We start from the raw sequence: 26,833 nt of genomic DNA on the forward strand, positions 1-26,833 counted from the left end.
CCGAAGCAGACCCGAACAAGACCGCAAGCGGACTGCAACAAAAGCCGAAGCCGAGCAGAAGCGGAGTCGAACAACAGTCGAACACTTACTACCTGTTTTTAACCTGAATTGACATTCAATACCAATTTAAGAAATCCAGGATCCGAACACCATCCCGGTGAAATTTGAAGCTGGACAAAGGGAATACGAAACCGTATGCCGCCTGTGAATTACTTTAGCCAATATACGAATTTTTCAGAACTTTCATCCTGTTAGAGACTTAAATATATAAATGCCTAAAATACCAACCAAATCCTTTCAATCTACAGATCTGACAGCTATGATCCGGGCTGAATTACTTTAAGAAAAAACCAATCAGCCTGTTTAAAATATACGTTAGGCAACGTACCATTCTGTAAATACAGGCTTACCATCCTATACATACCAGTTTGCCTATCTCTACATACCGGTCTACTATCCTGCATATACCATGTTATCATTCTATGTAGTCCAGTAATTTCGCCGTCAGCTCTCATTATAATAACTTTAGATTACCTTGGAATCCCACATAAGCTATATCACAGTTGCCGGAGCACCTCAGCTGTATATATATACTATATAGCGTAAACAGGATTCCTACCTACAACTGCTATAAAATAGTATGACCGCATGTCGTACACCCGAATTTCTATTCCTATATATACCATACAACAAAACACCTGTAAAGAGGAATCAGCCTGCCTGAATAAGCCATTCCCAAAGACAAGATATACCAGTATTGCACAAATGGTTGGTAATGCCTGACATATACAATAATTCTTCCCTGATCTATACCTCAAATATTCCCTGTTAAAAAATGAAACCATGCAGGAAGAATTCCAGTCAATTACCGGCCTGCCATTTCAATTGTTAAATTATGTTAACTGCTTGCCGGGATGAATGCCTTTACATAGCTTAGCGTCCTATTATTTTTAATTGACGTTATCGTATTATTAACTTATCTTTGCAGAATGTTTAAAATTAAACACCTATTACTATTAAGTTTTACCATCATTGCGCTTTCAATTGCAGGCTGCAAGAGCCAGTTTGAAAAACTCAGACTGAGTAATGATGTAGCCAAAAAATACCAGGAGGCATTGAGATTATATGGCAAGAAGAATTATTCTAAAGCATTGATCTTATTTGAAGACCTTTCTCAAAAATACAGGGGAAGAGAACAAGCTGAAGAATTGAACTATTACTATGCCTTAACCTTATTCAAATTAAGAGACTATACTTCAGCAAGATTTCAATTTAAAACATTTGCAGATACTTATCCTACCAGTAAATATGCTGAAGAGTGCCGGTACATGGGCGCATATTGTTACTATTTAGATTCGCCTAAAGCAAGTTTAGACCAGGAGAACACGATTAAAGCAATAGATGCACTTCAATTGTTCATCAACTTTTATCCTAAAAGTGACCGTGCAGTTGAAGCGGCTAAATATATCACGATCTTACGTGCCAAGCTGGAAGATAAAGCCTACGGAAATGCAAAGATGTATTATGACTTAGGCGGATATGACATCACCAATTACAAATCTGCAGTTATCGCGTTGCAAAATGCATTAATTGATTTCCCTGATATTAAATATGCAGATGAAATGGAATTGCTGATTGTAAAATCACAATTCAACTATGCTAAAAACAGTTTAGAAGAACGCCAGGAAGATCGGTATACTGAAGCCATTACCTTTGCTGATGATTTTATCGATTCGTACCCTGACAGTAAATATCTGGCTGAAGCCAAGAGTTTAAAAAAAGACAGTGAAACAGGAATTGAAAATGCCAAACGTTTCTTAGCATTACAGACTGCTAAAATAGAAAAATATAAAGCACAAATGGCAAAAGATGCCAAGAAGGACAGTTCTACTTTAAATAAAACCCCAATCAAGTAATGAATACGAGCAAACCCGCAATACCGAATACTACGGTTACTAGAAATGTTAATGATCTTGATCAGAAAACAGAAAACATCTATGAGTCTTTAGTGATTATTTCTAAAAGGGCTAATCAGATTTCAAACAACATGAAAGAAGAACTTCATGGAAAGCTGGCTGAGTTCGCGTCTTCAAATGACAATCTGGAAGAGATTTTTGAAAATAGGGAACAAATTGAGATCAGTAAGCACTATGAGCGTATGCCTAAGCCAAGCCTGATTGCAATTGATGAATTTCTAAACGATAAAGTATATCACAGAAATCCTGCTAAAGAACAACAATAACATACTGCATAGGGATTAAATTGCATGATGCATTCATAAAACTATGCTAAAAGATAAGAACATTATTCTTGGCGTTTGCGGCAGCATTGCAGCTTATAAATCGGCTACATTAGTAAGACTACTGGTTAAAGCTGGCGCAAACGTTAAAATAATCCTTACCGCTGATGCGGCAAACTTCATTACGCCGCTTACACTGGCAACCCTATCTAAAAACCCGGTCTATACCCAATACTTCGAAGAAGAAACCGGCGTTTGGAGCAATCATGTTGAACTTGGCCTCTGGGCCGACTATATGATCATCGCTCCCATCAGTGCAAATACCTTAGCTAAACTGGCTTCCGGCCTCTGCGACAACCTCCTTACTGCGGTGTACCTGTCTGCCAAATGCCCGGTATTTTTCGCCCCGGCCATGGATCTGGATATGTGGAAACATAAAAGTACCCGGCAAAATGTGAAGCAGGTTCTCTCATATGGCAACCTGCTGATCGCCCCGGAAAAGGGAGAGCTGGCCAGTGGATTGTTTGGCGAAGGCAGGATGGCCGAACCAGAAACAATTGTTACCTTCCTGGTTAATGAAATAAAAAAAGACCTGCCCTTCCTTAGTAAGAAAGTACTGGTTACTGCGGGGCCTACTTTTGAAGCTATCGATCCGGTACGATTCATTGGAAATCACTCTTCCGGAAAAATGGGCTTCGCCATTGCGGATGAGTTTGCACGTTTAGGTGCAGATGTGACCCTAATTTCGGGGCCAACATCAGCGCAAAGCAAATATGCATTACACAGGATCAATATAGTCAGTGCAGCAGAAATGCTCGGGGCCTGCCTAAAAGAATTTGCTGGCAACAGCATCACGGTGATGAGTGCCGCAGTAGCAGATTACACACCTGTTACTACCGCAGATCAAAAAATAAAGAAAACAGCTTCTGAATTCAGTCTTGAACTGAAAAAAACTGAAGACATCCTTGCAAATCTCGGACAGCGGAAAACAGCAGATCAGATCCTGGTTGGATTTGCCTTAGAAACTGAACACGAAGAGGAATATGCCAAAGCCAAGCTGGTCAAAAAAAACCTGGACCTTATCGTCTTAAATTCGTTAAATGATAAAGGTGCCGGCTTCAAAACAGATACTAATAAAATAACTATATTTAACAAAGCATTTGAAAAAACAGTCTTTGAGATGAAATCCAAGACTGAAGTTGCTCAAGATATTTGTAATGAAATATTAAAGTTGATTTAAGACACCCCTAAGGAAATCATCAAATGAAAAGATACTGCCTGCTTGTTTTTTGTTTCTCCCTGATCTTTAATTCCTCTACTCATGCTCAGGAATTAAATGCAAGGGTACAGATCCTTGCACCAACAGTTCCAAATATTGACAAAAGAAACCTGGAAGTACTGCAGAAAATAGTAAGGGAGTTTTTGAACAATAACAAATGGACCACCGAGACCTATACACCACAGGAACGTATCGAATGCAACTTTGTAATCACCATTACAGATTGGGACGGCAATTCTGCGTATAAAGCGGAAGCCCAGCTTCAGTCCAGCAGACCCGTATATGGTTCTGCATATAACAGCACACTACTCAATCTGAGCGATAAAGATTTCGATTTTAACTACACCGAAGGTCAGGCGCTGGATTTTTCGGATCAGAATTTCATCTCCAACTTAAGCTCACTTTTAGGCTATTATGCCTATACCATTATCGGACTGGATAAAGACAGCTTTAGTCGGCTGGGCGGCACCAATTCATTTAAAAAAGCATTAAACGTATTAAACAATGCCCAAACTTCAGGCAATAAAGGCTGGAAAGCTTTTGATGGTCTCAGAAACCGCTACTGGTTAAATGAGAACCTGCTGAATAAGGGGTTTGAAGAATTAAGGGCCTTTATTTACGACTATCATTATAATGGTTTGGACCGTCTTCAGGAAAATACGCCCAGAGGTGTAAAAAAAATGATCACCCTATTAGGTGGGCTCAAGCAGATGGATAAACAAAAAGTTGGTTCTATCTTTCCAAACTTCTATTTCTCTACCAAAGCAGATGAGGTAGTCAATGTTTTTTCTATTCCAACCGGAGATCCCTCCGATAAACTTAAAGCCTATAATCTATTATCTGAAATAGATCCTGCAAATATCAATAAATACGAGAGCCTGAAACAGGCTGCCCCTACGCTCCAGCAAGAACTTAAAAAAAATTAGTTAAAAGTTGTAAAAATATTTTGTTTATACGAATAGATTCGTACATTTGAATACGAACAAATTCGTACAACAAAACATGACAGCAAAAAGTAATCTTAAGCCTACAGAAAGTGAGTTGGAGATCCTGCAGATATTGTGGGAAAAGGGTGATTCTACGGTACGGGATGTACATGAGATCTTAGAGAAAAACAAGGAAGCAGGCTATACCACTACGCTAAAACTTATGCAGATCATGCATGAAAAAGGATTGGTTTCCCGTGATACATCCTCAAAGACACACATTTACAAAGCATTGGTCAATCAGCAAAAAACGGAGCAGCACCTGGTGAATAAGATGATCAACAATGTATTTAACGGATCCGCAGCCAGATTGGTGATGCAGGCACTTGGAAACCATTCGGCCAGCAAAGACGAAATTGATTCAATTAAAAAATATTTGGATGAACTAAGTAAAAATTAGAAACTATGGAGGCAATTGTAAACACCCTGATCAAAGCCACTGGCTGGAGTATTTTTCATTCACTATGGCAAGGCGCTATTATTTATGCAGTCTTGTTGATAGTGGTAAATGTATTTCCAGGATTAAAAGCAAAGACCAGGCATAATCTGGCGTATGCAGCCATGTCCTTAATCTTTATTGGGTTTTGCATTACCTTCTTCTCTATTTTTAAACTGCCGGATCACACCTCCCGGATCTCAGCACTAACCCAAGCAGCAGATGCAAAATACTACCAGTATATCATCAGCTTGCCGGAACGCATCAATAGCCGAACTGAACATCTGTTTCCCTACCTGGTTAGTGTTTATACCATGGGCATATTGCTGCAGCTATTTATTTTAGGTGCAGGATATAGAAAACTGCTGATCCTAAAAAAAGCTGAATACCTATCGATTCCAACAGAATGGCAGGCTGTTTTCAACGACCTTCTTGTTAAACTAAATTTAAAGCAACAGATCGGCTTTCGCTTGTCTTCCAGTGTTAATGTTCCATTGGTAATTGGATATTTAAAGCCAATAGTCCTGTTTCCTATTGCTCTGGCTTCCCAACTGGACATTAAGCAGGTTGAAGCAATCCTGATCCATGAGTTATCGCATATCCGCAGAAATGACTACCTGCTAAATCTGGTCAAGACTGCCATAGAAACCCTATTGTTCTTTAATCCATTTATCTGGCTTAGCGGCAGACTGATTAACATTGAACGTGAACATGCCTGCGATGATCTTGTACTTAAATTCACAGGAACCCCGGTAACTTATGCACATGCGCTGTTAAAATTAGAGATCTTAAAAAATAAAACCAGCCCTTCCCTGGCTATGGCTGCAAATGGGAACAATCAACATCTGTATCAACGTATAAAAAGAATAACTGATATGAAAACGAATTACATGAATGCCAAACAACAATTTTTCGCAATCGGAATAACCATCGCTACTGTAATATCCCTGGCCTGGGTTAACCCGTCCAACACGGCATCAGCAATAGAACTGGTTAAAGCAAAATTAAAAGTTGATCCTGCAAACCATAACATCAACGTGAATAACGGATCTAATACCAACTCCATTCAATTGGTTTCTCACTTTAGTGCTGAACCCGATACAATTAAGAAAAAGAAAAAGATAAAGATCATTACTACAGACGCTGACGGGAACAAACAAGAATATAATTCTCTAAATGAAATGCCGGACAGCTTACGGACACGGTTTATGAATGAGTCATTTTTAAACGGATCATTCTTAAATGGATTATCCATGAACCTGGACTCTGCTTTAAATGGCAGTTTAGCTTTCTTCAAATCTGGCGACTTTAAGAATATGATATTTGATGCCCGGAAAAGTTCGGAAGAGCTGCAAAAGTACTTTACTTCTCCGGAGTGGAAAAAACAGCAGGAAGAAATCAAACAGGGTTCTGAAGAGATCAAAAAACATTTTAATTCTCCGGAGTGGAAAAAACAACAGGAAGATATTAGAAAAAGCGCAGAAGAGATCAGAAAGCAATTCAACTCCCCTGAATGGAAAAAGCAAAAGGAAGAAATGATAAAAAGTTCTGAAGAGATTAAAAAGCATTTTAATTCTCCGGAGTGGAAAAAGCAACAGGAAGAAATAATAAAAAGCTCTGAAGAGATCAAAAAGCATTTTAATTCTCCGGAATGGAAAAAACAACAGGAAGATATTAGAAAAAGTGCTGAGGAAATAAGACTCCAATTTAATTCTCCGGAGTTTAAAAAACAAATAGAAGACATTAAAGAGCTTCAAAAGTCACAAGAGTATAAAGAGCTTAAGGAGAAATTTGATAAAGACCTGGAACTGCTTAAACAGAAAAAAGGGATTAAATCAGATACAAAAGGAATAACCATTACCTCTGGCAGTACCTCAAATAATTAATCACCGTACGTCCTAAACCAACCACACAAATAAATTTGAATAGCGGGCAGAAGAGAGATCTTCTGCTTTTTTTGTTTATAAGAAATAACCATGCATTGATTATGTTTTCATAATTTAGCAACGTATATGCTACAAAAACTTACTATTCGTAACTATGCGCTAATCGACAGCGTAGACCTGGAGCTTGATCAGGGACTCAATATCATCACCGGTGAAACTGGTGCTGGAAAGTCCATTATGCTGGGTGCCCTGTCCTTAATATTAGGTCAGCGTGCGGAAACAAAATACTTCTTCAATCAGGAAAAGAAATGTATCATCGAGGGTCAGTTCCTGTTGAATGACAATAGTCTTCAACCCATCTTCGAAGAAAATGACATCGATTTTGATACCGAGAGTAATTTACGCCGTGAGATTTCTACAGATGGTAAATCAAGGGCATTTATAAACGATACCCCTGTTACACTTGGTGTAATGAAACAGATTGGAGAGAAGCTGATTGACATCCATTCTCAGCATGCTACCTTGGAGATTAATGATCCCGCATTTCAGCTTACCATCGTGGATACTTTAGCAAACCATCAGGAATTGCTAAACCAATACCGCGATCTGTTTAAATCATTTAAAAAGAACCAGCAGAAATTAAGTGCCTTACAATCTGCAGTAGCTGAAGCCAGAAATAAGCAGGACTACGAACAATTTCTATTCAATGAACTGGAAACTGCAAATCTAAAGGTTGCTGAGCAGGGACAGCTTGAAGCTGAACTCGAGATCCTTAGTAATTCAGAAAGCATCAAAAGAAACCTGGTAAACAGCCATAATCTATTGAGTGAGCAGGATACGGCAGTGTTGTCCGTACTTAAAGAAGTGATCAATCAATACCAGGGAATTGAGAAATTTAATCCTGAATACGCTGCGCTGAGCGAGCGCCTCCGTTCTGCATTAATTGAAATCAAAGATATTGCACAGGAAACCGCTTCACTGGAGGAGGGTATCATTTTTAACCCGCTAAAGATCGAAGAGATCAACACGCGGCTGGATCTTATTTATACTTTACAGCAAAAGCACCGGGTTACTACAGTTGAAAAACTTTTATCTGTTCAGGACCAATTGTCCAATAACCTAAGTGATCTGCTGAGTGACGATCAGGAAATTGAACGCCTGGTTGCTGAGATCAATCAGCAGAAAGAGGAATTAAACAAAAAAGCACAAACCTTATCGGAAAACCGCAGCAAATCGATTGGCACCACAGAACAACAGGTTGCCGAAGTACTGGTCCAGGTTGGCATGCCCAATGCAAAGATCAAGGTAGCACATACAACTAGTGAAGAATTAAATAAAGATGGTAAGGATACCCTTTCTCTATTATTTTCTGCCAATAGCGGACAATCTCCTGCACCAGTTGGAAAGGTAGCTTCCGGCGGGGAGTTATCACGGCTAATGCTCGCTATAAAATCTATTCTTGCAAAACATGCTGCACTACCGACGCTGATATTTGACGAGATCGATACGGGGATATCCGGTGAGACGGCTGTTCAGGTTGGTCATGTGATCGGTGCACTGGAACACAGCATGCAGGTGATCTGCATTACCCACCTGCCTCAGATTGCGGCCAAAGGTGATGCACATTACTTTGTTTATAAGAATGAGGACAGCCAGCGTACCACAACCGGCATCAAAAAATTAACTTACGACGAGCGGGTACAAGCGATTGCAGAGATGCTCAGTGGAAAAACCCCCGGACCTTCTGCCCTGCAAAACGCAAAGGATCTACTTGGCTAAATCATTTAACACAGAATAACAAAAAACAGATCTATGTATAATTTATTAAAAGGTAAGCGCGGCATCATCACGGGAGCTTTGGATCAGAACTCTATCGCTTGGAAAGTAGCTGAAAAAGCACATGAAGAAGGTGCTGAATTTGTTTTAACGAATGCACCCATTGCCATGCGGATGGGCGAGATCAATATCCTCGCAGAAAAAACAGGTTCTAAAATTATTCCTGCTGATGCTACAAATGTAGAAGAATTAACAAATCTGTATGTTCAATCACAAGAAATACTGGGCGGCAAAATAGACTTCATCCTGCATTCTATTGGCATGAGTGTCAACATCCGTAAAAAAATTCCCTATACAGAATCTAACTACGACTATTTCATGAAGGGGATTGATGTCTCTGCAATGTCTTTACACAAGATGCTTGCTGTGGCTAAAAAACTGGATGCCATCAATGAGGGCGGCAGTGTGGTTGCCTTAACCTATATGGCCGCACAGCGCACCTATCCATTCTATACGGATATGGCAGACATTAAAGCCATGCTGGAATCTATTGCACGCAGTTTTGGATATCATTATGGATTAGAAAAGAAAGTACGGATCAATACCGTTTCTCAGTCCCCAACAAAGACAACTGCAGGTACTGGCATTAAAGGATTTGGTGATTTTTATGATTTTGCAAATTCTGTAGCCCCTTTGGGTAATGCGGATGCAGAATCGTGTGCGGACTACTGTATCACATTATTCTCTGACCTTACCCGCATGGTTACCATGCAGAACCTTTTCCATGACGGCGGTTACTCCTCAACAGGTGTAAGTGACGAGGTTATGAAAAGATTAGGTGTTGAATAATTAATTACAGGGCATTTTTGTTTTGTATCCAGGTCTGAATTAATTATATTAGTAAAATGACCAGATTATCTTTATGCTGCCTTATTCTTTTAAGTCTTGCAAAGTACAGCTATGGACAAGGCCTATATTCGATCAGCGGAACAGTAAAGGATACTAAGGGAGAAACACTTCCCGGTGCCGGGATCTATTTAAGCGGCTATAAGATCGGTACTGTTGCAGATAATAATGGAAAGTTCAGCTTAAACAATCTAAAGCCTGGTAATTATGATGTGCTGGTTCAGGTCATTGGATTTTTGCCGCAAAACAAGAATGTGATCATCACCAATAAATCAGCAACTATTGAAGTCGTACTCCAGGAAAACATTACCCAACTGCAAGAGGTTGTTATTCGTGCAGATCCAGAAAGACAATACCACCTTGAACTTTTTAGAAAGTTCTTTATCGGGACAACCCCACATGCTAAAAAATGTAAAATACTAAACCCTCAGGTGATCATTACGGAGTATGATAAGAAAAACAGGATCTTAAAAGTGACTGCCAATGAATTCCTAATCATCGAAAATAAAGCCTTAGGGTATCGGATCAAATATCTTTTAGATTACTTCGAGAATAATCAGAGTTCCAATATTGTTTTTTATTCCGGACATCCCTATTTTGAAGAGCTCAAAGCTTCAAAATCAAAAAAGAAAGAATATTTAAAATACAGGGACATCGCTTACAGGGGGTCGCCACAACATTTCTTTCAATCGCTCTATCAAAATAAAACAAACGAAGAAGGATATATCATTAATAAACTCATTAAGATCCCAAATACGAACCGGCCTTCTGACAGCGTGATCAATGCCCATATCAACCGGATCCTGAGACCCCCTGCAAATGGCGGGGTAGTCAGAATACAAGTATCTGCAGATGATTCTTTAGCTTATTGGTCGAAATTAAAAAGACAGCCCAAATTTATAAATACATTGAACCGTGGAAATGTATTAACGGATACCCTGGTAAAACAAATCTATCCCAATCTGAAAACAGTAAATTATAGCGATGCGCTTTATGTAATCTATACCCGTGAAAAAGAAACTGTGGAATATACCAATCTGTCCGGACATTCTGTAAGCAGACCTCTCGATATGCCTAACTATCAAATCTCAATTGTCCATCAATTAGAAGGGCCTGTAAATTTCTTTGAAAACGGTGGGATCTATGATCCCAGATCTTTACTCTATGAAGGTTTTTGGGCGTATGAAAAAATAGCGGATATGGTTCCTTTAGATTATATTCCACAATCGAAGTAATTACTTTAAAATTGCTAATATTTTTAGTAATTTTAACTCATGATACCAGATGAAGGAACCGCTGAAAATTATTTTAAAGGAAGAGGTGCTCAGTTCAACCCACACAATCGCTTTGCTAAAGATGATTATGTAAAGGAGCATTCAGAAGGAATAGACGATTGGGAAGAAGAAGATCAAAAAACGTCATTTATCTTTGGGAAATCTAAATCTATAGTCAACAAAGTGGACAGTCCGGATGTGGGCATGTTATATTCATTAAATCCTTACCAGGGTTGTGAGCATGGCTGCACCTATTGCTATGCGAGAAATGCCCATGAATACTGGGGCTTTAGTGCCGGTCTGGATTTTGAACGGAAGATCATTGTTAAGACTGAGGCACCTGAATTATTTAAAAAGTTTCTGGAACGAAAAGGATGGGATGCTTCCGTGATCTCACTATCCGGAAATACAGATTGTTATCAGCCGGCAGAAAGAAAGTTCAGGATCACCCGGCAGCTCTTAGAGATCGCCCTGGCTTATAAGCAGCCTATAGGAATTATTACAAAGAATGCCTTAATTCTCAGGGATATTGATATCCTGACAGAATTGGCAAAATTAAACCTGTGTATGGTTTACGTATCGATCAACAGTCTCAATGAGCAGTTGCGTCAGAAAATGGAACCCAGAACGACTACGGCTAAACAACGATTAAAAATTGTAGCCGATCTCAGCAAAGCCGGCATTCCAATGGGCGTTATGGTTGCTCCCCTGGTACCAGGATTAAGTGATCATGAGATTCCTGCAATATTAAAAGCCATTGCCAGCAATGGCGCAATTTCTGCGGGATATACAGTGGTTAGACTTAATGGTGCAATTGGCGGTATTTTTGAAGATTGGCTCCATAAAAATTATCCGGACAGGGCAGATGAGGTCTGGCACATGATCCAATCCTGCCATGGTGGAAATGTAAACGATTCCAGGTTTGGAAACCGCATGAAAGGTGACGGAAATATTTCGCAGATCATCAATGACACCTTTAAGTTACATTGTCGCCTAAACCATCTCAATGAAATAAAGCCCAAATTAGACTCCAGTCTTTTTCAGGTCCCAAAAATACAGCTCAATCTATTCGGGAATTAAAAAACTCCCAATCCTTTATCAGGATTGGGAGTTAAATTATGTGTTAGACTTCTGAATATTACTCCAGACTTCCTTCTTCTTTTTTCTTTTTCTTACCCGGACTTTTATTTTCCACGATAATTTGATCATTTTCTTTATCGTAATCAATTTCCAAAGTATCTCCGTCATGGATCTCGCCTTTCAGGATCTCTTCAGCAATCGGATCTTCTAAATACTTCTGAATCGCACGCTTCAGTGGTCTCGCTCCAAAAGCAGAGTCGAACCCTTTATCCGCAATAAATTCTTTTGCTTTATCGGTTAACTTAACCTCATAACCTAAGTTATGTACACGGCCAAATAATGATTTTAATTCAATATCAATGATCTTGAAGATCTCATCCTTACCTAAAGAATTGAAGACAACTACATCGTCTACACGATTCAGGAACTCAGGCGCAAATGCACGTTTTAAAGCACTTTCAATTACTCCTCTGGAATGGGCATCAACCTGGTTAACTTTAGCAGAAGTAGAGAACCCTACCCCCTGTCCGAAATCTTTCAGCTGACGTGCTCCAATGTTCGAGGTCATGATGATGATCGTATTTCTAAAATCAACTTTTCGTCCCAGACTATCGGTAAGCTGACCTTCATCCAATACCTGTAACAGGATATTAAATACATCCGGATGTGCTTTTTCAATCTCATCCAATAAGATCACCGCGTAAGGTTTACGACGAACTTTTTCTGTAAGCTGTCCGCCTTCTTCATAACCGACATATCCTGGAGGCGCTCCCACTAAACGTGAAACCGCAAATTTCTCCATGTACTCACTCATGTCGATTTGAATCAGTGAATCATCACTATCAAACATGAAACGCGCAAGTTCCTTAGCCAATTCCGTTTTACCTACACCCGTTGGGCCAAGGAAAATAAATGAACCGATTGGTTTTTTAGGATCTTTAAGACCTGCTCTTGTGCGTTGAATTGCTTTGGTCAGTTTTTTAATTGCATCATCCTGGCCAATAATTTTCTCTGCAACAGTTTCGTACATATTCAATAGCTTGATGCTATCTGTTTGTCCAACACGCTGCAAAGGAATCCCGGTCATCATAGACACTACTTCAGCAACATTGTCTTCAGAAACGGTATATCGTTTAGATTTTGTCTCTGACTCCCATGCTGCCTTAGCACGATCCAACTCTTCTAAAAGATTCTTTTCAGTATCTCTCAGTTTTGCTGCTTCTTCGTATTTCTGACTTTTTACTACTTTATTCTTTTCAACTTTGATCTCTTCAATCTTGTTCTCAATATCAATGATATTTTCAGGAACATGAATGTTTGTCAGGTGAACCCTTGAACCAGCCTCATCTAATGCATCTATTGCTTTATCAGGCAAGAAACGATCAGTAATATACCTTGATGTTAAAGCCACACACGCATTAATTGCTTCATCGGTATACGTTACACCGTGGTGTTCTTCATACTTTTCTTTAATGCGGTTTAAAATCTCTATGGTTTCATCTGGTGTAGCAGGCTCGATCATTACCTTTTGGAAACGACGGTCCAGTGCTCCATCTTTTTCAATATACTGACGGTATTCATCCAGGGTTGTTGCACCAATACATTGGATTTCACCTCTGGCCAATGCAGGTTTAAACATATTCGATGCATCCAATGAACCAGAAGCACCACCGGCACCTACTATCGTATGGATCTCATCAATAAATAAGATCACATCCGTAGATTTCTCCAGTTCATTCATCACCGCTTTCATACGTTCTTCAAACTGTCCGCGGTATTTGGTACCTGCAACCAGTGAAGCAAGATCCAAAGTAACTACGCGTTTGTTGAAAAGTACTCTTGAAACTTTACGCTGAACAATTCTTAAGGCCAATCCTTCTGCGATGGCAGATTTACCAACACCAGGTTCACCAATAAGAATCGGGTTGTTCTTTTTACGGCGTGACAAGATCTGGGATACGCGTTCAATTTCTTTCTCGCGACCAACAATTGGATCCAGTTTACCTTCTTCTGCGGCTTTGGTAAGGTCCCTTCCGAAATTATCGAGTACAGGCGTTTTTGATTTGATATCAGAAACTTTCTTAGGGCTGCTGAATGCTTCTTCTTCACGATAATCATCATCGCCGCCAGTAGATGCGCTATTTTGTGTTTCATCTCTGAAACCATTTTTATTCACTTCTACTTCCTGTTTAAATATCTCGTAATTAATACTGTATTGCAATAAGATCTGAGAAGCGATATTATCATCATCACGCAGAATGGAAAGCAGCAAATGCTCTGTACCAATTAAATCGCTTTTAAAGATCTTGGCTTCTAAATACGTGATCTTTAAAACCTTTTCAGCCTGCTTGGTTAATGGAATATTACCCAGGTTTACTGTAACACTTGAAGTACCCCTAACAGAGTCTTCTATTGAACGACGAAGTTTTGATGTATCAACCCCTAATGATTTTAATATCTTAATGGCCATACCATCGCCTTCGCGAATAAGGCCTAACAAAAGATGTTCTGCGCCTATGTAATCGTGACCTAATCTCAGGGCTTCTTCCCTGCTAAAAGAAATCACATCTTTTACTTGTGGAGAAAATTTAGCTTCCATATAATCCTTTCTAAATCCGGAATGCTCTAAACTATAAAAATTGTTTTATAAAATGCAGCCCCGGATTTTTTATTTTATCAACAATTACGCCATTGCATGTTAAATTGACACTTTAACACCGGCAATCCCATAAATGTTACCATGTATTGACTCACATAAGTCATTTCAAAAATGCGCTTAATACCTATACAAGGTAGTTTTTTTATTTGAAAAAAAATCAATAAAATGTATTTGTCCCCATAATGTAATGATTTTACCGTCTTCAACAGGCTGTCAAAAATGGTTTACATAAAAAATTGTCTAGCAAATTGTCAGTATTTATACAAAAAATGTCTTACATCACTTGATGTTATCTATAATAAAGGTATGTAACACGCTGTAAATAGCGATTTTTCATTTATGCTCCAAAATGATCATGCCCGCTGATCATCAGACCAACGGGCACAATCGGGATATATGCAGGGAAGAGAATGTCTAAGAACACTTCATCATGTTCCAGCGTGTTTGGTCATACTAATAATTCAACTTAATGGTTACTTCCCAAACTCCTTCTTTAAGTATGGCCATGTTGAACCAGTAATTAAAATAAGCACCGTTCACGTCCCCATTATTATACATATCAATGGTCAGAACCTGTCCGGCCACAAAAGGCAGCGGGAAACCGGCTATTTCCAGTTCGAGGCGATCCGGAAACTCCGTATATTTCGTTGGATTGCTTAAGCCCAGGTTGTGCCAGTCCTTCAGATCCGGTGCCGCAGCTGTTCCATAGTCATAACCAAACAATTTTTTGGGATCAATGGGAACTCCTTCTTTATTCAGGGTATAAACGGTGATCTTATTACCCGTGCTCTGCAGCCTTTTAAAGCTCACGTCAATACCTGTTAATTTTCCATCAATTCCGGAGAACCTATAATAGAATGGTGGTGAGTAGGTCACATTAACAGTCAATGCTCCCTTAATGATACGCTCTTCGGCAGGGTTCTTAACTTTTACATCTATGATATACTTTCCCTTGGTCAGTTGTAAACTGTCTGTAGATTCCGGGTAAATGATCACATTCCCATTTTCAGGATTGATGTCAATTGCTGGTCTGACAACCTTTGTCCGTTTGGCATCGAGCTCTTTATTTGTAGCTTCCTTACCGGTATATTCTGCCTGCCAAAAATAAGTGTCTACTTTATAATCCATAACCTTTGTGGCCAGGGTACCATCTTCATAGCGAATGGCATCTATGCTAAACTCCAGCGGCTTGGTGGATTCATCGGTAATCATTGCTCCGGACTGGATCAGGCTGGCGCCAACGGCTGCATTGATGGTGGTATTCGGGTATTTTAAAGCCGGGCTTAAAAAGCCTTGCTCACTATCATCTTTCTTACAAGATGTTATGAACAATGCAAGAAGCACCAGTAGCTGACCAGATTTTTTTATTAATGTTTTCATCAGTACTAAATTTAGTTTATCCTCTAATTAATTGCTGTTTATTAGTTGTCATTGACCCTAAAATATTTCAGTTTCAGTCCCCCGGCAAAGTTAGATCCGGGTGTTAAGACATGGATCCTCGCATTTGCGGTCTGCAGGTTATGGGTCTGGATCCCTGAAACATAATTTATAGAGTCTACCACCTTGATCTTCCGGTGTTCGTACTCCATATTAAAGGCCGAGGTTTGTATGGAACTTCCTGCATTGATCCCGCCTCCTTTACCATAAATATTCAGGCTATCGCCATTATTATCCTTATAGTACTTTAACTTATCCACTACAGCCTGTTCTAAAGAGACATTATAACTTGGAATAATGAAACGGTTCAGCAGCATTCTCAATGTATCTACACCAATTTTAACCAGCGGCCGCGGAGCTTGCCTGTCAGACGGGCTAAACCTGCGCTGAAAACGCATTACCCCTTCATTGGGAACTGCATAAAAGGTGATGTTAGACTGGTTAACGATTGCTTTTGCATCAGCCAGGTCAATGATCTTCACCAGTGAATCAAATACATGATTTGGACGGCTTGCCAGAAACTCGTAAGCCGTCATTTTCAGTTCTGCCTCTGATTGCCTGGATATACCACCATCCAGGTAGTATTCTTTCTTTTTACAGGCGGCCAGCATCAGGATGATTGCAACTGTTAAAAGGGATATTTTGTTAAATGAAGTATTTTTCATCTGTTTTATAATTAGTTTTTATCTGTGATGAAGCGATCATGATCTTAATCATCTATTGTGATTTTGAAAGATCATAATGGTTTCATATTTCTATTTTTATCAATTAAATGCCTGGCCAATTATCTCCAATATTCATTTTGGGTAATTACAAAATCACTTTTTGCAATGATGGTCTGATCTATCGGGAGCAGCCACGCCCCTTTCTGGAACCAGTCTGCCTGGGTTATTTTTGAATCGGTTGCCAGTTTGCGGGTCCGCACCAGGTCAAAGAAATACTGTCCTTCACCAATCAGTTCCTTTTTACGCTCTAATAAAATCGTATCCTGAAGATTACCTCCGCCTGTGTATAGCGATGCATAGGCCCTTCTTCTCACAGCATTTAGTAAGGTGACCGCTTCTGCGGTTCTGCCTACAGCCGGGCTGGCCAATGCTTCTGCCCTAAGCAACATAATATCAGGCAAGCGGGTAATGATAATATTCGATTCGTTGATGTTTTGAGAACTGGTATCGCCCTTAGCCTGCAGTGTCCTGTATTTACCCAGGTAGATGCGGTCGTTTGGAATATTTGGATTGATGTAATATTCCTTTACAAACCAGGTAAACCTTCTGGCATCCCGGGTACCCGGGATAAACATCTGGTTGAGCTTGGTACGTGTTGGACTCAGCAAGAATCTTTCTGTACCACCTCCTCCATCTGAACCATCAGAGTACCATGGTCTGCCTAACGTCCTGTTGTAAACCCTGTTCTTTTGAACCTCTTTTAATGTGGCATCAAAATTAAGTTCAAAGATGCCCTCGGATGATTTACCAACGAAAATGCTGATCAGATTATTGGTATCGGTTACCAGACTGTATTGTCCTCTTGTGATCACACTATCGCATAATTTCTCGCAGGTTGCATAATCCTGTGTCCAACCCATTACATGTGCCTTAATGGCCCATGCCGCGCCTTTAGTCGCTCTCACCGCTTTATCAGCTGTATTATAAACGACTTGTAAATTCGCGATGGCTACATCCAGATCAGCATTGATCTGTTTAAACACTTCAGCTTGCGGAGACCTTGGGATGTTACTAAAATCAACACTTTTTAAGTTCAAAGGTACATCGCCCCAAAAGCGTACCAGGTAAAAGTAACTCAACGCCCGGATAAAGCTGGCTTCGCCAATGTGCTTTTTCCTGGTTACCTCATCATAAACAGAGATCGTGGAGATCTTCTCTAAAATCAGGTTGCATTGTGCAATGGTACGATAGAACCCACGCCAGTCGCCACCAGCATTATTTAAAAGCTGACCGGAAGTATTCGTTGCAATTAACGTTTCTGTCCTTACATTCGATACTTGTGAGTAGCTTGAGAACACGTCAGCCCTCATATCGCCCATTAAAAATACCTTATCAGGAACTACTTCCCGTAAAAAAGAATATGCACCGGCAAGTGCTTTGTCTACATCGGCAGCAGAAGTGATCGCGTTGCCGTCTGTAGGAATATCAATTACATCCGGATCAAGTATCTTTTTGCAGGAGAACAGCAATGCAAAAGACATCAATGCAATGTATATCAGTTTAGATTTTCTGTTAAATATCGTGTTCATCTCTCTTAAAATTCAAAGTTAAAGCCTAAATTAAATTTGTTTGGAATTGGATATCCGTTACCCTGATCATAACCATAGTAATCCACATTTTCCGGATCGACACCTGAATATTTGGAAATCAGGAACACATTGTTCATGCCTCCATAAACCCTCAATCTTCTTACGTTTAATTTCTTAAGGAAAACCGGAGAAAAGTCATAGCCAAAAGTGACGTTGTTTAACCGTACAAAGCTTCCATTTTCTAAGAACAGATCAGTATTGGTATCATAATTACCGATAAAATCATAGCTGGAAGTGGCATAATAGCGCCATGGGTTTAACACCGGATATTTGGCATTGGTATGCGTTGGTGTCCAAACATCGAGATCAGAAACATCGAGCAGGTTGCGTTGTCCGCCCGGATAGTTTACATTTTCACTAGCCGTCCAGCTCACTGCTTTTAAGCGGTCTGCAAGTACTTTATTGTATACTTTACCGCCAAATGAATAGTTAAAGAACAGATCCAGCTGAAACGAAGAGTTATTCTTTAACCGGTAACTGAATGAGTGGGCCAAACTTCCTGTAAATTTAGGGTTTGGATCACCTGCATAGATCTTATCTGTAGAACCTTTAATATCGATCTCATAATTTCCATTCACATCCTGTAACCGGATATCTCCTGCCCGGTAAGGATCTTGTGAGGTAAACCCGCTGCCGTTAGGGTACAATTTTTTACCGGTATATTTATTTACCGGAACGGATGCGTCATCGGCATACACCCCTAAGTAATGCAGCAGATAAAATCCATTTAACGGGCGTCCGATCTCCAGGTAAGGAGAACCACCGGCATAACCGCCACGGGCAATACTGCGTCCAAAATCAGGAAGTTTTGTCAGCACATTTTTGTTGGTCCCGCCAATAAAAGTAACGGAATACTGAAAGCTTTTTTCAGGAGCGGTTATATATCCGGTAATGGCTCCTTCAAAACCGCTGTTACGTACGGCTCCGCTATTGATGTAGCGAAGGGAGTATCCACTGGTACTATTTACCGCATCAGGGAATAAAAACCCGTCCTTATTCTTATTGTAATAATCCAGGGTTAACGTTAACCGGCTTCTAAAGAATTCCAGATCCAAACCTGCACCGTACTCTTTAGATGTTTGCCAGGTTAGGTCTGGCAAGGGTACACCATTACCGCCGTCGTAATTTGGATAGAGAATAGGTACACCGTTATACGTCGCATTGTTTCCGGATGTTCCTGTATTATAAGCACCTAAAGCAAGGTAATTGTCCTGATACTGCTCACCGGCCTTACCTACACTGGCCCTGATCTTACCGAATGAGAACCAGGACCCTACACTTTTACTAAAGAAATCTTCTTTTGTAAATACCCAACCTCCAGAAACTGAAGGGAAATAGCCCCATTGTTTATTCTTACCAAATTTAGAGGAACCATCTGCACGGATCACACCCTGAATCAGGTATTTCTTCTCGTAATTATACGATAACCTTGAATAATAAGATAGCAGGCCGTAGCTTACATTGTGTGTATTTAAAGACAGATTGGATTGCGGATAACCCTGAATTACCTGCTGTGCATCACTTGGCCCGCCATAAGCACCGCCATATATATTGTTGTTCTCGCTGGTATTAATGGTATTACCTGCAGTAAAATCAAACGCATGTTTGTCATTAAAGGTATGGTGTAACCGGATGAAGGTTTCACTTAGCAGGTTCACATTTTCCTTTGCATAATAAGATGCTGAGGACTTAAAGTCGCTGTTCGTTGCTGAAGGAGCAAAGGAGCGGGTACGGTAAAATTCGTAATTGGCAGATGCCCTCGACGTAATGTTTAAAAATTCAAAAATGTCATAACTGGCTTCAAGCTGTCCCAATACCCTTCGGGTAAGGTCTTCATTCACCCCTTTATTATAAGAATCCAGGTAGGCATCAAAGAAACCGCTTTCTGGTCCGGGACGGAATGAAGAAGAGAAGTTATTTCCAACTACTGCAGCATTATAAGTATCTCCTCTTCTTTGACTTGCATCGGTCTGGCTTAAGTTTGCGCGTCCGGTAATGGTCAGTTTAGAGGTCGGATTGAATACACCGGAATACGTTAGTGCGTACCGGTTAAAACCAGATCCGAGTACAATACCTTTCTCATCATAATAATCAGCACCAAGCCTGTAGCTGGAATTTTCATTCGCACCGCTGATGCCCAGATTTATATTTTTTAAGTCTGCATTCTTAAAATACAACTTCTGCCAATCCGTAGAATTGTTATAGAAACTGTTTAAGCTGTCAGACAGTTCAATCGGAATATCTGTATAACCACCTCCAAATTTTGAGGCTTTATACTGGTTGTATAACGCGATCTTATAATCGCGTTCAGCCTTTCCTCCCAAGGTTTTACGGAGTTCCGGATAATATGTCAGTCCATACTGTGAGTTCAGGGTTACAATTGGCTTGCCTATTTTACCACGTTTGGTATTGATCACAATTACCCCATTCGCACCTCTTGAACCATAGATGGCTGTTGCCGATGCATCCTTTAGTACGTCAACAGATTCAATGTCAAAAGGACTAAAGCCTGAAAGCACACTGGTAATGGCCTGACGGGGATCTGAAGGATTAAAAGCATCCTGTTCCAATGGCACACCGTCTATAATAAATAAGGGTGTACTCACCACATTTGAATTTGCTGAATTAGAGAATGCAGCAATCCCCCTAAGCTGTACATTGCTTCTGCCACCGGGTAATCCGGAGTTGTTCTGCACCAATAATCCGGGTACTAAACCCTGTAAAAGACCTTCTATAGATGCACTGGGCTTATTTTGAAGCTGTGTACCCTTAACACTGTATGTAGAAGCTGTGGTTTCCTGTTTGTTTTGTGTACCATAACCAATTACCACTACGTCCTTTAACTGGGACTGATCTTCTTCCAGGATCACCCGAAGGGTCTGTAATCCCTTTACAGGAACTTCTTTGGATTTAAAGCCAATGAAGGTAAATACCAGAATATCATCATCATCTACTTCAATGGTGAAATTACCATTGGTATCGGATATGCGGGTAGTTGTTTTACCCTTAACCTTAACGGTTACACCGGGAATTGGTAAACCTTTAGCATCTACAACCTTTCCGGTGAAGTCTTTAAAAATGGAACTTACCGGTTGTACAGGTTCCTCTTTATTTCTGATGACCACCGTATTCTGGTTAATCGCATAAGCCAGAGGCTGGTCCTTAAAGCATTTTTCAAGCACATTGATCAGCGACTCATTGGTGACCTCAAGGGAGACTGGTTTGGTCCTTTTAATCAGTTGCGGGCTATATAGAAACGTATATCCGCTTTGTTTCCTGATCTTAACAAAGAGTTTTTCCAGAGAGGCGTTCTTTTCAGACAGGGTGATGTTCTGAGCAAATCCACTGGCACTTACTTGTAAGATTGCTGCAATCATTAACACAACGGTAATTTTTATGCGCATGATGATCTGTTTTTTAATACGCTGCCGCCTTTGCCCATTAGCCGGCCGGCAATGAATATTTTTATTCATATTTTTGTTTGGTTTGGGTTGATAATGATGGTCTTCAAAAATTCATTTGGATTGGCCCGGACTTTTTACCGGGGGGTGGTTCGAACATCTCCCGGTTTATTCACATCGCCATCCTGTGGTGTGGTGAGTCGCTATTTTATCATAGTGTTTGGTTTTAGGGTGAATGGATTGGTTAATTATTTATGCCTGTTTTAGTTTGCGATCACGGTGATCTTTCTCTGCTCTACTTTAAAATGAACGAGTCCGGTTAACTCTAAAGACCGGAGTACTTCAGATACCCTTGTAAATCTGGATACAGAACCTGCCAGTTCCTTATCCTTAATATCCCCTTCGTACACCACTTCAATATCATACCACCTGGCTATTTTCCGCATAACCGATGGAATACTTTCGGTATTAAAGACAAAATATCCATCTTTCCAGCCGGCAGCATCATTTACATCAACCTCTTTTACCAGGGCAGTATTGGCATTGACCTGTGCCTGCTGTCCCGGATCCAGAATAAATGCTGTATTGCCATTTGAAGGCAAGACACGCAGGCTTCCTTCCAGCAGGGTTGTTTTTGTATGATCTTCGTCGGTATAGCTATTGATGTTAAAATGGGTGCCCAATACTTCTACAGACTGCTGCGCAGTGATCACCTTAAATGGTTTTGTTTTATCTTTTGCGATCTCGAAATAACCTTCACCGGTTAGTTCTACTTTCCGCTCGGCACCCCTAAAAACGGTTGGATACCGCAGCGATGAAGCGGCATTTAGCCAGACTCTGCTGCCATCAGGAAGTTCCACCTGGTATTGTCCGCCATTTGGCGTTTCAATGGTATTGAATGATGTTTCTGATGCTGAAGCAGATTGAGCAGTGGCCGTATAGATCAACTGACCATCTTTCCCTTTTACAATTTTAATCCCCGACTGGTTAAAGACAACGCCCTTACTGATATCATTCAGGTTAATTTTGGAGCCATCTGCCAGGGTCAGTACAGCCTTGTTCCCACCGGGTAATGCATCTGCTGCATGAACAGCAGAAATCGGGCGTGTAGCCTGATGGTGCTGGTTGTAATACAACAGTGCTGCTGAGCATACCATTAAACAGGCCGCAGCAAATCCGACAACCTGTCTAACTGTCCAATTAAACAGGAACTTTCTTTTGGATTGAAAAGGTACATTGATGGCCTGTACCGGAACCATGGATTGATCTATTTTGTTAAGTCCTGTTTCTATTTGAAGAACCAGTTCCGGATCAATGGTTACCTGGTTTGCATTCCGTTCTGTGATCTTTTCCCATTCGTCCAGTATTTCGAGGTATTCGCCCTCCGGAGCATGAACCAGCCATGCGGTAAATGCATCTTTCTGTTCCTTTGTATAGTTGTTATCTGCAATTAATATTAAAAATTCCCTTGCTGCCTGTAGGTTCATACCATTCACTATTTAAGGATATGACAGGAACGCAGCTTGATTAGATACCTCTGATCAAAAATTTATTTTCAATATAATAATCCGGAGGCCACGCAAAAGGCGAGAAAGGCGGTGAGGTCGGCATGGATGCGTAAGTATTCCTTGATGTGACGTGTTGCTGCGTACAATTGCTTTTTTACCATCGACTTGGATATTTTCAATTCTTTAGCAATTTCATCCTGCGACAGCTCTTCGTAGGAACTCATTTCAAATATGCGCTTTCTTTTTGGTGGCAGCGCATCAATTGCCTGGTGTATAATTTCCCGGTATTGCGAATAGATATAATTGTCATCTGCATGATTTCCGCTCACTTCGCTGTGATGAATAATATAGTTAAACGCTTTTTCTTTTACTTTTTTATGTTCATGAAGGTTAACCAGCTTATTCTTTGCCATTCGGTATAAATAGCTGTTAAATGATTTTATTTTAGGGAGTTCTTCTTTACGTTCCCATATTTTCATGAATATGTCATGCAGCAGCTCTTCTGTATCTTCTTTACAAAAGCTGGCAAATGGATAAACGTATTTGTATAATTTTGGAAGATAGAAGGTATAGAGACTGGTAAAGGCAGTCCTATTTCCTAAAGAAGCCTGCTGAAGAAGCAAATGTTCTTCATTGAGCGCATCTACCACTTTACTTTCCATTCTACTATACTTACCCCTTGATTAATTTTATACTCAAAAATAGTTAAAATTTAGGGATTAAATTTAACAGATGTTCAATATCGGCACATTTAATTGGCCATCTGCTTAAAATTATTGTACAATATTTGGAATCATCCGATAATCAGGTAATCAAAATATTCCGCTGCTGTTAAACCTGAATATATTTTCTGCTGAGTGTGCTATAATTAAAAAACCCCGTGGATTAGAAATTAGCCTTTCTTCTCCACAGGGGTCAACCATTTAACCAATCTAACCGTATTAGTTCCTTTCGTTGTAAACGCCAAGTTCAGCGATGGAAGGTGATCTTGCTGGATCAATAAATTTGATCCTTACTTTATCGCCCCATACCCGGCTAAACCGATGGATATTTATTTTTTGTCTGGAAGACTGCTGACCTGGCATCAATGGATGCCATTTGTTGTTCGCAAAATATTCCAGTGTATATGTTGACGGGTCTTGTCTCTGTTTAGAGATCACCACCATATTGAATGCGGTTTCTTTACCCAGTTCAACCTCAAACCAAGGATTTTTCACACTTGGATGTGAGTACCAGCTGCTTCCAAAATCATCGTCTGTTGCAAAATCCATGATCGACATGTCATAGCTCCAGCTTGAATTGGCAGCATGTCCCTTTGCAAGGTTTGAAGAAATAATCGGTGCATCCGCTTTTGGGAACTTTGGCAATGAAGCTTGTGGTTTGTATAATTTACCAATTTCTTTAAGTGCGGTTAATGCATTGTCATCAATCAGCCCGTCACGGTTTGGTGCCACATTTAAGATAAAGTTACAGTAGATCTGGTTGTATGGAACCGCATTTTCGTTTACCATCTTTTCCGGAGATTTAACGTCCTTAGTAGGGAAAGATGGTTTCCAGAACCAGTTTTCCTGAAGCGGCAAACATGCTAAAGCCGGAAGACGGTTGTTTTCTTTAGAAATATGCTGACCTGCACCCTGCTCATAAGATTTAATATCTGTATAGAATAAAGCTTCTGAAGGATATTTTGCTGCATTCAGATCCATTACCAGGCAGTTGGGCTGTATGGATTTGATCAGGTTATACACCTCTTCAAATGGAACATCATCATAGGAGATCCTTGACCATGGTGCATCCCATCCATCAATAACCAATGCTGCTATTTCTCCATAGTTTGTTAACAATTCCGTTAGCTGCTCTTTAACCATTTTAATGTGGGCCGGTGTAATGTGCCCTGGTCTTAGCTTATGATGGGTATCCAGAATGGAATAATACAACATTACCTTTAAGCCCTGCTTACGGAAAGATGCTACATATTCTTTAACCACATCCCGTTTTAAAGGACTGTTCATTACATTGTAGGGGGTAGTCTTAGTATCCCAGATTGCAAAACCACTGTGATGTTTGGTTGTCAGACAGCCATAACTCATATTTGCAGATTTGGCTGCAATTGCCCACTGATCGGTATTGAGTTTTTTAGGATTAAAGATATCCGGAGAGGCATCAGGGTCAGCCCAGTCGTCTTCCATATAAGTAGGGATATTGTAATGGATGAACATACCAAACCCAAGATCAACAAATTGCTGCTGAAGCTGGCTAAGGGGTAATGCGCCGGGTCTTTCCTGGGCCATTACACGCGGAGACAGGATTGTGAGGCCAATTAAAACGGCCATTAAGATGTTAAAGGTAATTTTCATATTGTGTGTTAATTGTTTATTAAGGTATATAAATCAGCTGCCAAAACCAAATGAGCCCGGCAGCTGATCTTTTATTTATTTGTTCCAAAAAGTTACTTCACTGATGTTACTGTAATGAGAATCGCCGGAGGCAACTTCTAAAACACGGATCCGTATGTACCTCACTGGTGGCAGGCCATCTGCAAAAGCTACCTTAAACGGAGCTGAGCCATCGTCAGAACGTGAAACCTCCTTAAGGAGTTTCCATCCCCTGCCCAGTGATTCTGCTGTCCAGCCCGGAGAGTTAGACGGAGATCCGGTTACGGCTCCGGTTAAGTCTGCAATGCCCCATATTTCGAATTTTGTAGGGTTATTACAGCAATCCCTGCCAATGATCTCAAATTGTGCCATATTGGAATATACTTTACCCAGATCAAATGTAAAATGGTGCGGTAAGGCCGTATTGGCATCACTATGGAATATATCCGGATATCCGGTTGGCGAAGTATTGCCATTCCAAAGATTTTTAACCCCGGTGTTACTTCCATAGGTACCCACATCATTTGCGAGTTTTATTTCAGCAAATAGTCTTTTGTCCAAAGGAACCATAATGTTCGTCAATGAATCAAAGCCATGGGTATAGAAGGTATCTATTGCAGCTCTTACCGGAACATAGGCCGACTGGTAATAGATCTTTGTTCCGGACTTATAGTTACTCAGGGTAATTTCGGTCTGATCAGGATCCAGCGTCACCGATTTAACGGTTCCATCGGCATGCGTATACTTGACCAGGGTACCGGTATTGATGGTATCCGGAGCCAGGAAGTTTAGCTTGATGTCATTTCCATCCAGTTCGTACGGATTTGATACATCCAGGAACCTGTTGGTTAAGCTGGATTTATAGCTGTCCCCGTAGATCTTGATGTTGTTGATGTTAACCGGTATGGAGCGATTACCGCTTTCATCATACGAGTATACGGTAAATGAATAATTATATTCTACAAGGCGGCTGATGATTACAGACACAGGTGTGTTTACATTGGTTCCTGCAGCTACTTCCAGGGAGTCTGCCCCATTGTTCCAAAAGATCCTGTATTTTTTTACGGTAGGATCCGGACTTGGTGTCCAGCTAAGTTTTACCCGGTAATTACCTGCCGATGCGGTGATACCTTTTGGCAAACCCGGGTATATTTTTTCTTTACCATTCAGGTAATCCTGATACTCCGTTGCATCTTTACTGCAACTGTTGATCAGCAGCAGCATTGCTGCACAGGCGCCGATCAGATATATATTGAATTTCATCTTCGAGTTATTTAAGT

19 protein-coding genes are annotated in these 26,833 nt (G+C 40.4%); 10 read left to right on the forward strand and 9 right to left on the reverse strand.

The genetic code is table 11. From position 1 onward, the window contains the following. The first annotated feature begins 989 nt into the window (after positions 1-989). The 10 genes from ATK78_RS16765 to ATK78_RS16810 all read left to right on the forward strand — a co-directional run bounded on the left by ATK78_RS16765 (position 990) and on the right by ATK78_RS16810 (position 11,862). Positions 990-1,916 (forward strand): outer membrane protein assembly factor BamD, encoded by a 927-nt coding sequence (locus ATK78_RS16765; RefSeq protein WP_133577299.1) that lies wholly within the window; start codon positions 990-992, stop codon positions 1,914-1,916. Next, positions 1,916-2,242 (forward strand): DNA-directed RNA polymerase subunit omega, encoded by a 327-nt coding sequence (locus ATK78_RS16770; RefSeq protein WP_133577300.1) that lies wholly within the window; start codon positions 1,916-1,918, stop codon positions 2,240-2,242. Before ATK78_RS16765 ends, ATK78_RS16770 begins: the two co-directional genes overlap by 1 nt. Before the next feature lie 43 nt (positions 2,243-2,285). After that, positions 2,286-3,479 (forward strand): bifunctional phosphopantothenoylcysteine decarboxylase/phosphopantothenate--cysteine ligase CoaBC, encoded by a 1,194-nt coding sequence (gene coaBC, locus ATK78_RS16775; protein ID WP_133577301.1) that lies wholly within the window; start codon positions 2,286-2,288, stop codon positions 3,477-3,479. A gap of 23 nt (positions 3,480-3,502) precedes the next feature. After that, positions 3,503-4,444 carry a type IX secretion system protein PorD gene (gene porD / locus ATK78_RS16780; RefSeq protein ID WP_133577302.1) on the forward strand — a complete coding sequence of 314 codons (942 nt, stop codon included), beginning with the start codon at positions 3,503-3,505 and terminating at the stop codon, positions 4,442-4,444. 76 nt (positions 4,445-4,520) lie between these two features. After that, a complete protein-coding gene (locus ATK78_RS16785) occupies positions 4,521-4,904 on the forward strand; it encodes a BlaI/MecI/CopY family transcriptional regulator (protein ID WP_133577303.1) in 384 nt (127 codons plus the stop codon). Between the two features lie 5 nt (positions 4,905-4,909). Beyond that, positions 4,910-6,826, forward strand: coding sequence for a M56 family metallopeptidase (locus ATK78_RS16790; RefSeq protein ID WP_133577304.1), 1,917 nt, complete (start codon positions 4,910-4,912; stop codon positions 6,824-6,826). Between the two features lie 126 nt (positions 6,827-6,952). Next, a complete protein-coding gene (gene recN / locus ATK78_RS16795) occupies positions 6,953-8,605 on the forward strand; it encodes a DNA repair protein RecN (protein WP_133577305.1) in 1,653 nt (550 codons plus the stop codon). A 33-nt stretch (positions 8,606-8,638) separates the two neighbouring features. Next, complete coding sequence (locus ATK78_RS16800; RefSeq protein ID WP_133577306.1) at positions 8,639-9,451, forward strand: enoyl-ACP reductase FabI; 813 nt, start codon at positions 8,639-8,641, stop codon at positions 9,449-9,451. Between the two features lie 56 nt (positions 9,452-9,507). Beyond that, positions 9,508-10,743 carry a carboxypeptidase-like regulatory domain-containing protein gene (locus ATK78_RS16805; RefSeq protein ID WP_133577307.1) on the forward strand — a complete coding sequence of 412 codons (1,236 nt, stop codon included), beginning with the start codon at positions 9,508-9,510 and terminating at the stop codon, positions 10,741-10,743. A 39-nt stretch (positions 10,744-10,782) separates the two neighbouring features. Continuing rightward, positions 10,783-11,862 carry a PA0069 family radical SAM protein gene (locus ATK78_RS16810; protein ID WP_133577308.1) on the forward strand — a complete coding sequence of 360 codons (1,080 nt, stop codon included), beginning with the start codon at positions 10,783-10,785 and terminating at the stop codon, positions 11,860-11,862. 58 nt (positions 11,863-11,920) lie between these two features. On the opposite strand, the gene ATK78_RS16815 is transcribed toward ATK78_RS16810, so the two are convergent. From ATK78_RS16815 to ATK78_RS16855, 9 genes are all read right to left on the reverse strand, one after another. Continuing rightward, positions 11,921-14,461: an ATP-dependent Clp protease ATP-binding subunit gene (locus tag ATK78_RS16815; RefSeq protein WP_133577309.1), complete on the reverse strand. Its 2,541-nt coding sequence runs from the start codon at positions 14,459-14,461 to the stop codon at positions 11,921-11,923. A 513-nt stretch (positions 14,462-14,974) separates the two neighbouring features. Continuing rightward, entirely contained in the window at positions 14,975-15,901 is a 927-nt protein-coding gene (locus ATK78_RS16820; protein WP_133577310.1) for a DUF5007 domain-containing protein, read from the reverse strand. Positions 15,902-15,942: 41 nt separating this feature from the next. Further along, the gene (locus ATK78_RS16825; protein ID WP_133577311.1) at positions 15,943-16,623 is read right to left on the reverse strand and encodes a hypothetical protein; all 681 of its coding nucleotides are present in this window, start codon (positions 16,621-16,623) and stop codon (positions 15,943-15,945) included. Between the two features lie 119 nt (positions 16,624-16,742). Beyond that, the gene (locus ATK78_RS16830; protein ID WP_133577312.1) at positions 16,743-18,212 is read right to left on the reverse strand and encodes a RagB/SusD family nutrient uptake outer membrane protein; all 1,470 of its coding nucleotides are present in this window, start codon (positions 18,210-18,212) and stop codon (positions 16,743-16,745) included. A gap of 5 nt (positions 18,213-18,217) precedes the next feature. Continuing rightward, positions 18,218-21,745 (reverse strand): SusC/RagA family TonB-linked outer membrane protein, encoded by a 3,528-nt coding sequence (locus ATK78_RS16835; RefSeq protein WP_133577313.1) that lies wholly within the window; start codon positions 21,743-21,745, stop codon positions 18,218-18,220. Positions 21,746-21,936: 191 nt separating this feature from the next. Continuing rightward, complete coding sequence (locus tag ATK78_RS16840; protein ID WP_133577314.1) at positions 21,937-23,160, reverse strand: FecR family protein; 1,224 nt, start codon at positions 23,158-23,160, stop codon at positions 21,937-21,939. Positions 23,161-23,228: 68 nt separating this feature from the next. Next, positions 23,229-23,843: an RNA polymerase sigma factor gene (locus tag ATK78_RS16845; protein WP_133577315.1), complete on the reverse strand. Its 615-nt coding sequence runs from the start codon at positions 23,841-23,843 to the stop codon at positions 23,229-23,231. A 279-nt stretch (positions 23,844-24,122) separates the two neighbouring features. After that, positions 24,123-25,535 (reverse strand): alpha-L-fucosidase, encoded by a 1,413-nt coding sequence (locus ATK78_RS16850; RefSeq protein WP_133577316.1) that lies wholly within the window; start codon positions 25,533-25,535, stop codon positions 24,123-24,125. 75 nt (positions 25,536-25,610) lie between these two features. After that, positions 25,611-26,816: a DUF4998 domain-containing protein gene (locus tag ATK78_RS16855; protein WP_133577317.1), complete on the reverse strand. Its 1,206-nt coding sequence runs from the start codon at positions 26,814-26,816 to the stop codon at positions 25,611-25,613. Between the last annotated feature and the right edge of the window lie 17 nt (positions 26,817-26,833).

This window comes from Pedobacter metabolipauper (genome assembly GCF_004362715.1).
GTDB lineage: Bacteria > Bacteroidota > Bacteroidia > Sphingobacteriales > Sphingobacteriaceae > Pedobacter > Pedobacter metabolipauper.

Coding starts and splice junctions, on each gene's coding strand:
- ATK78_RS16765 (WP_133577299.1), top strand. CDS start 990: ATGTTTAAAATTAAACACCTATTACTATTAAGTTTTACCATCATTGCG.
- ATK78_RS16770 (WP_133577300.1), top strand. CDS start 1,916: ATGAATACGAGCAAACCCGCAATACCGAATACTACGGTTACTAGAAAT.
- coaBC (WP_133577301.1), top strand. CDS start 2,286: ATGCTAAAAGATAAGAACATTATTCTTGGCGTTTGCGGCAGCATTGCA.
- porD (WP_133577302.1), top strand. CDS start 3,503: ATGAAAAGATACTGCCTGCTTGTTTTTTGTTTCTCCCTGATCTTTAAT.
- ATK78_RS16785 (WP_133577303.1), top strand. CDS start 4,521: ATGACAGCAAAAAGTAATCTTAAGCCTACAGAAAGTGAGTTGGAGATC.
- ATK78_RS16790 (WP_133577304.1), top strand. CDS start 4,910: ATGGAGGCAATTGTAAACACCCTGATCAAAGCCACTGGCTGGAGTATT.
- recN (WP_133577305.1), top strand. CDS start 6,953: ATGCTACAAAAACTTACTATTCGTAACTATGCGCTAATCGACAGCGTA.
- ATK78_RS16800 (WP_133577306.1), top strand. CDS start 8,639: ATGTATAATTTATTAAAAGGTAAGCGCGGCATCATCACGGGAGCTTTG.
- ATK78_RS16805 (WP_133577307.1), top strand. CDS start 9,508: ATGACCAGATTATCTTTATGCTGCCTTATTCTTTTAAGTCTTGCAAAG.
- ATK78_RS16810 (WP_133577308.1), top strand. CDS start 10,783: ATGATACCAGATGAAGGAACCGCTGAAAATTATTTTAAAGGAAGAGGT.
- ATK78_RS16815 (WP_133577309.1), bottom strand. CDS start 14,461: ATGGAAGCTAAATTTTCTCCACAAGTAAAAGATGTGATTTCTTTTAGC.
- ATK78_RS16820 (WP_133577310.1), bottom strand. CDS start 15,901: ATGAAAACATTAATAAAAAAATCTGGTCAGCTACTGGTGCTTCTTGCA.
- ATK78_RS16825 (WP_133577311.1), bottom strand. CDS start 16,623: ATGAAAAATACTTCATTTAACAAAATATCCCTTTTAACAGTTGCAATC.
- ATK78_RS16830 (WP_133577312.1), bottom strand. CDS start 18,212: ATGAACACGATATTTAACAGAAAATCTAAACTGATATACATTGCATTG.
- ATK78_RS16835 (WP_133577313.1), bottom strand. CDS start 21,745: ATGAATAAAAATATTCATTGCCGGCCGGCTAATGGGCAAAGGCGGCAG.
- ATK78_RS16840 (WP_133577314.1), bottom strand. CDS start 23,160: ATGAACCTACAGGCAGCAAGGGAATTTTTAATATTAATTGCAGATAAC.
- ATK78_RS16845 (WP_133577315.1), bottom strand. CDS start 23,843: ATGGAAAGTAAAGTGGTAGATGCGCTCAATGAAGAACATTTGCTTCTT.
- ATK78_RS16850 (WP_133577316.1), bottom strand. CDS start 25,535: ATGAAAATTACCTTTAACATCTTAATGGCCGTTTTAATTGGCCTCACA.
- ATK78_RS16855 (WP_133577317.1), bottom strand. CDS start 26,816: ATGAAATTCAATATATATCTGATCGGCGCCTGTGCAGCAATGCTGCTG.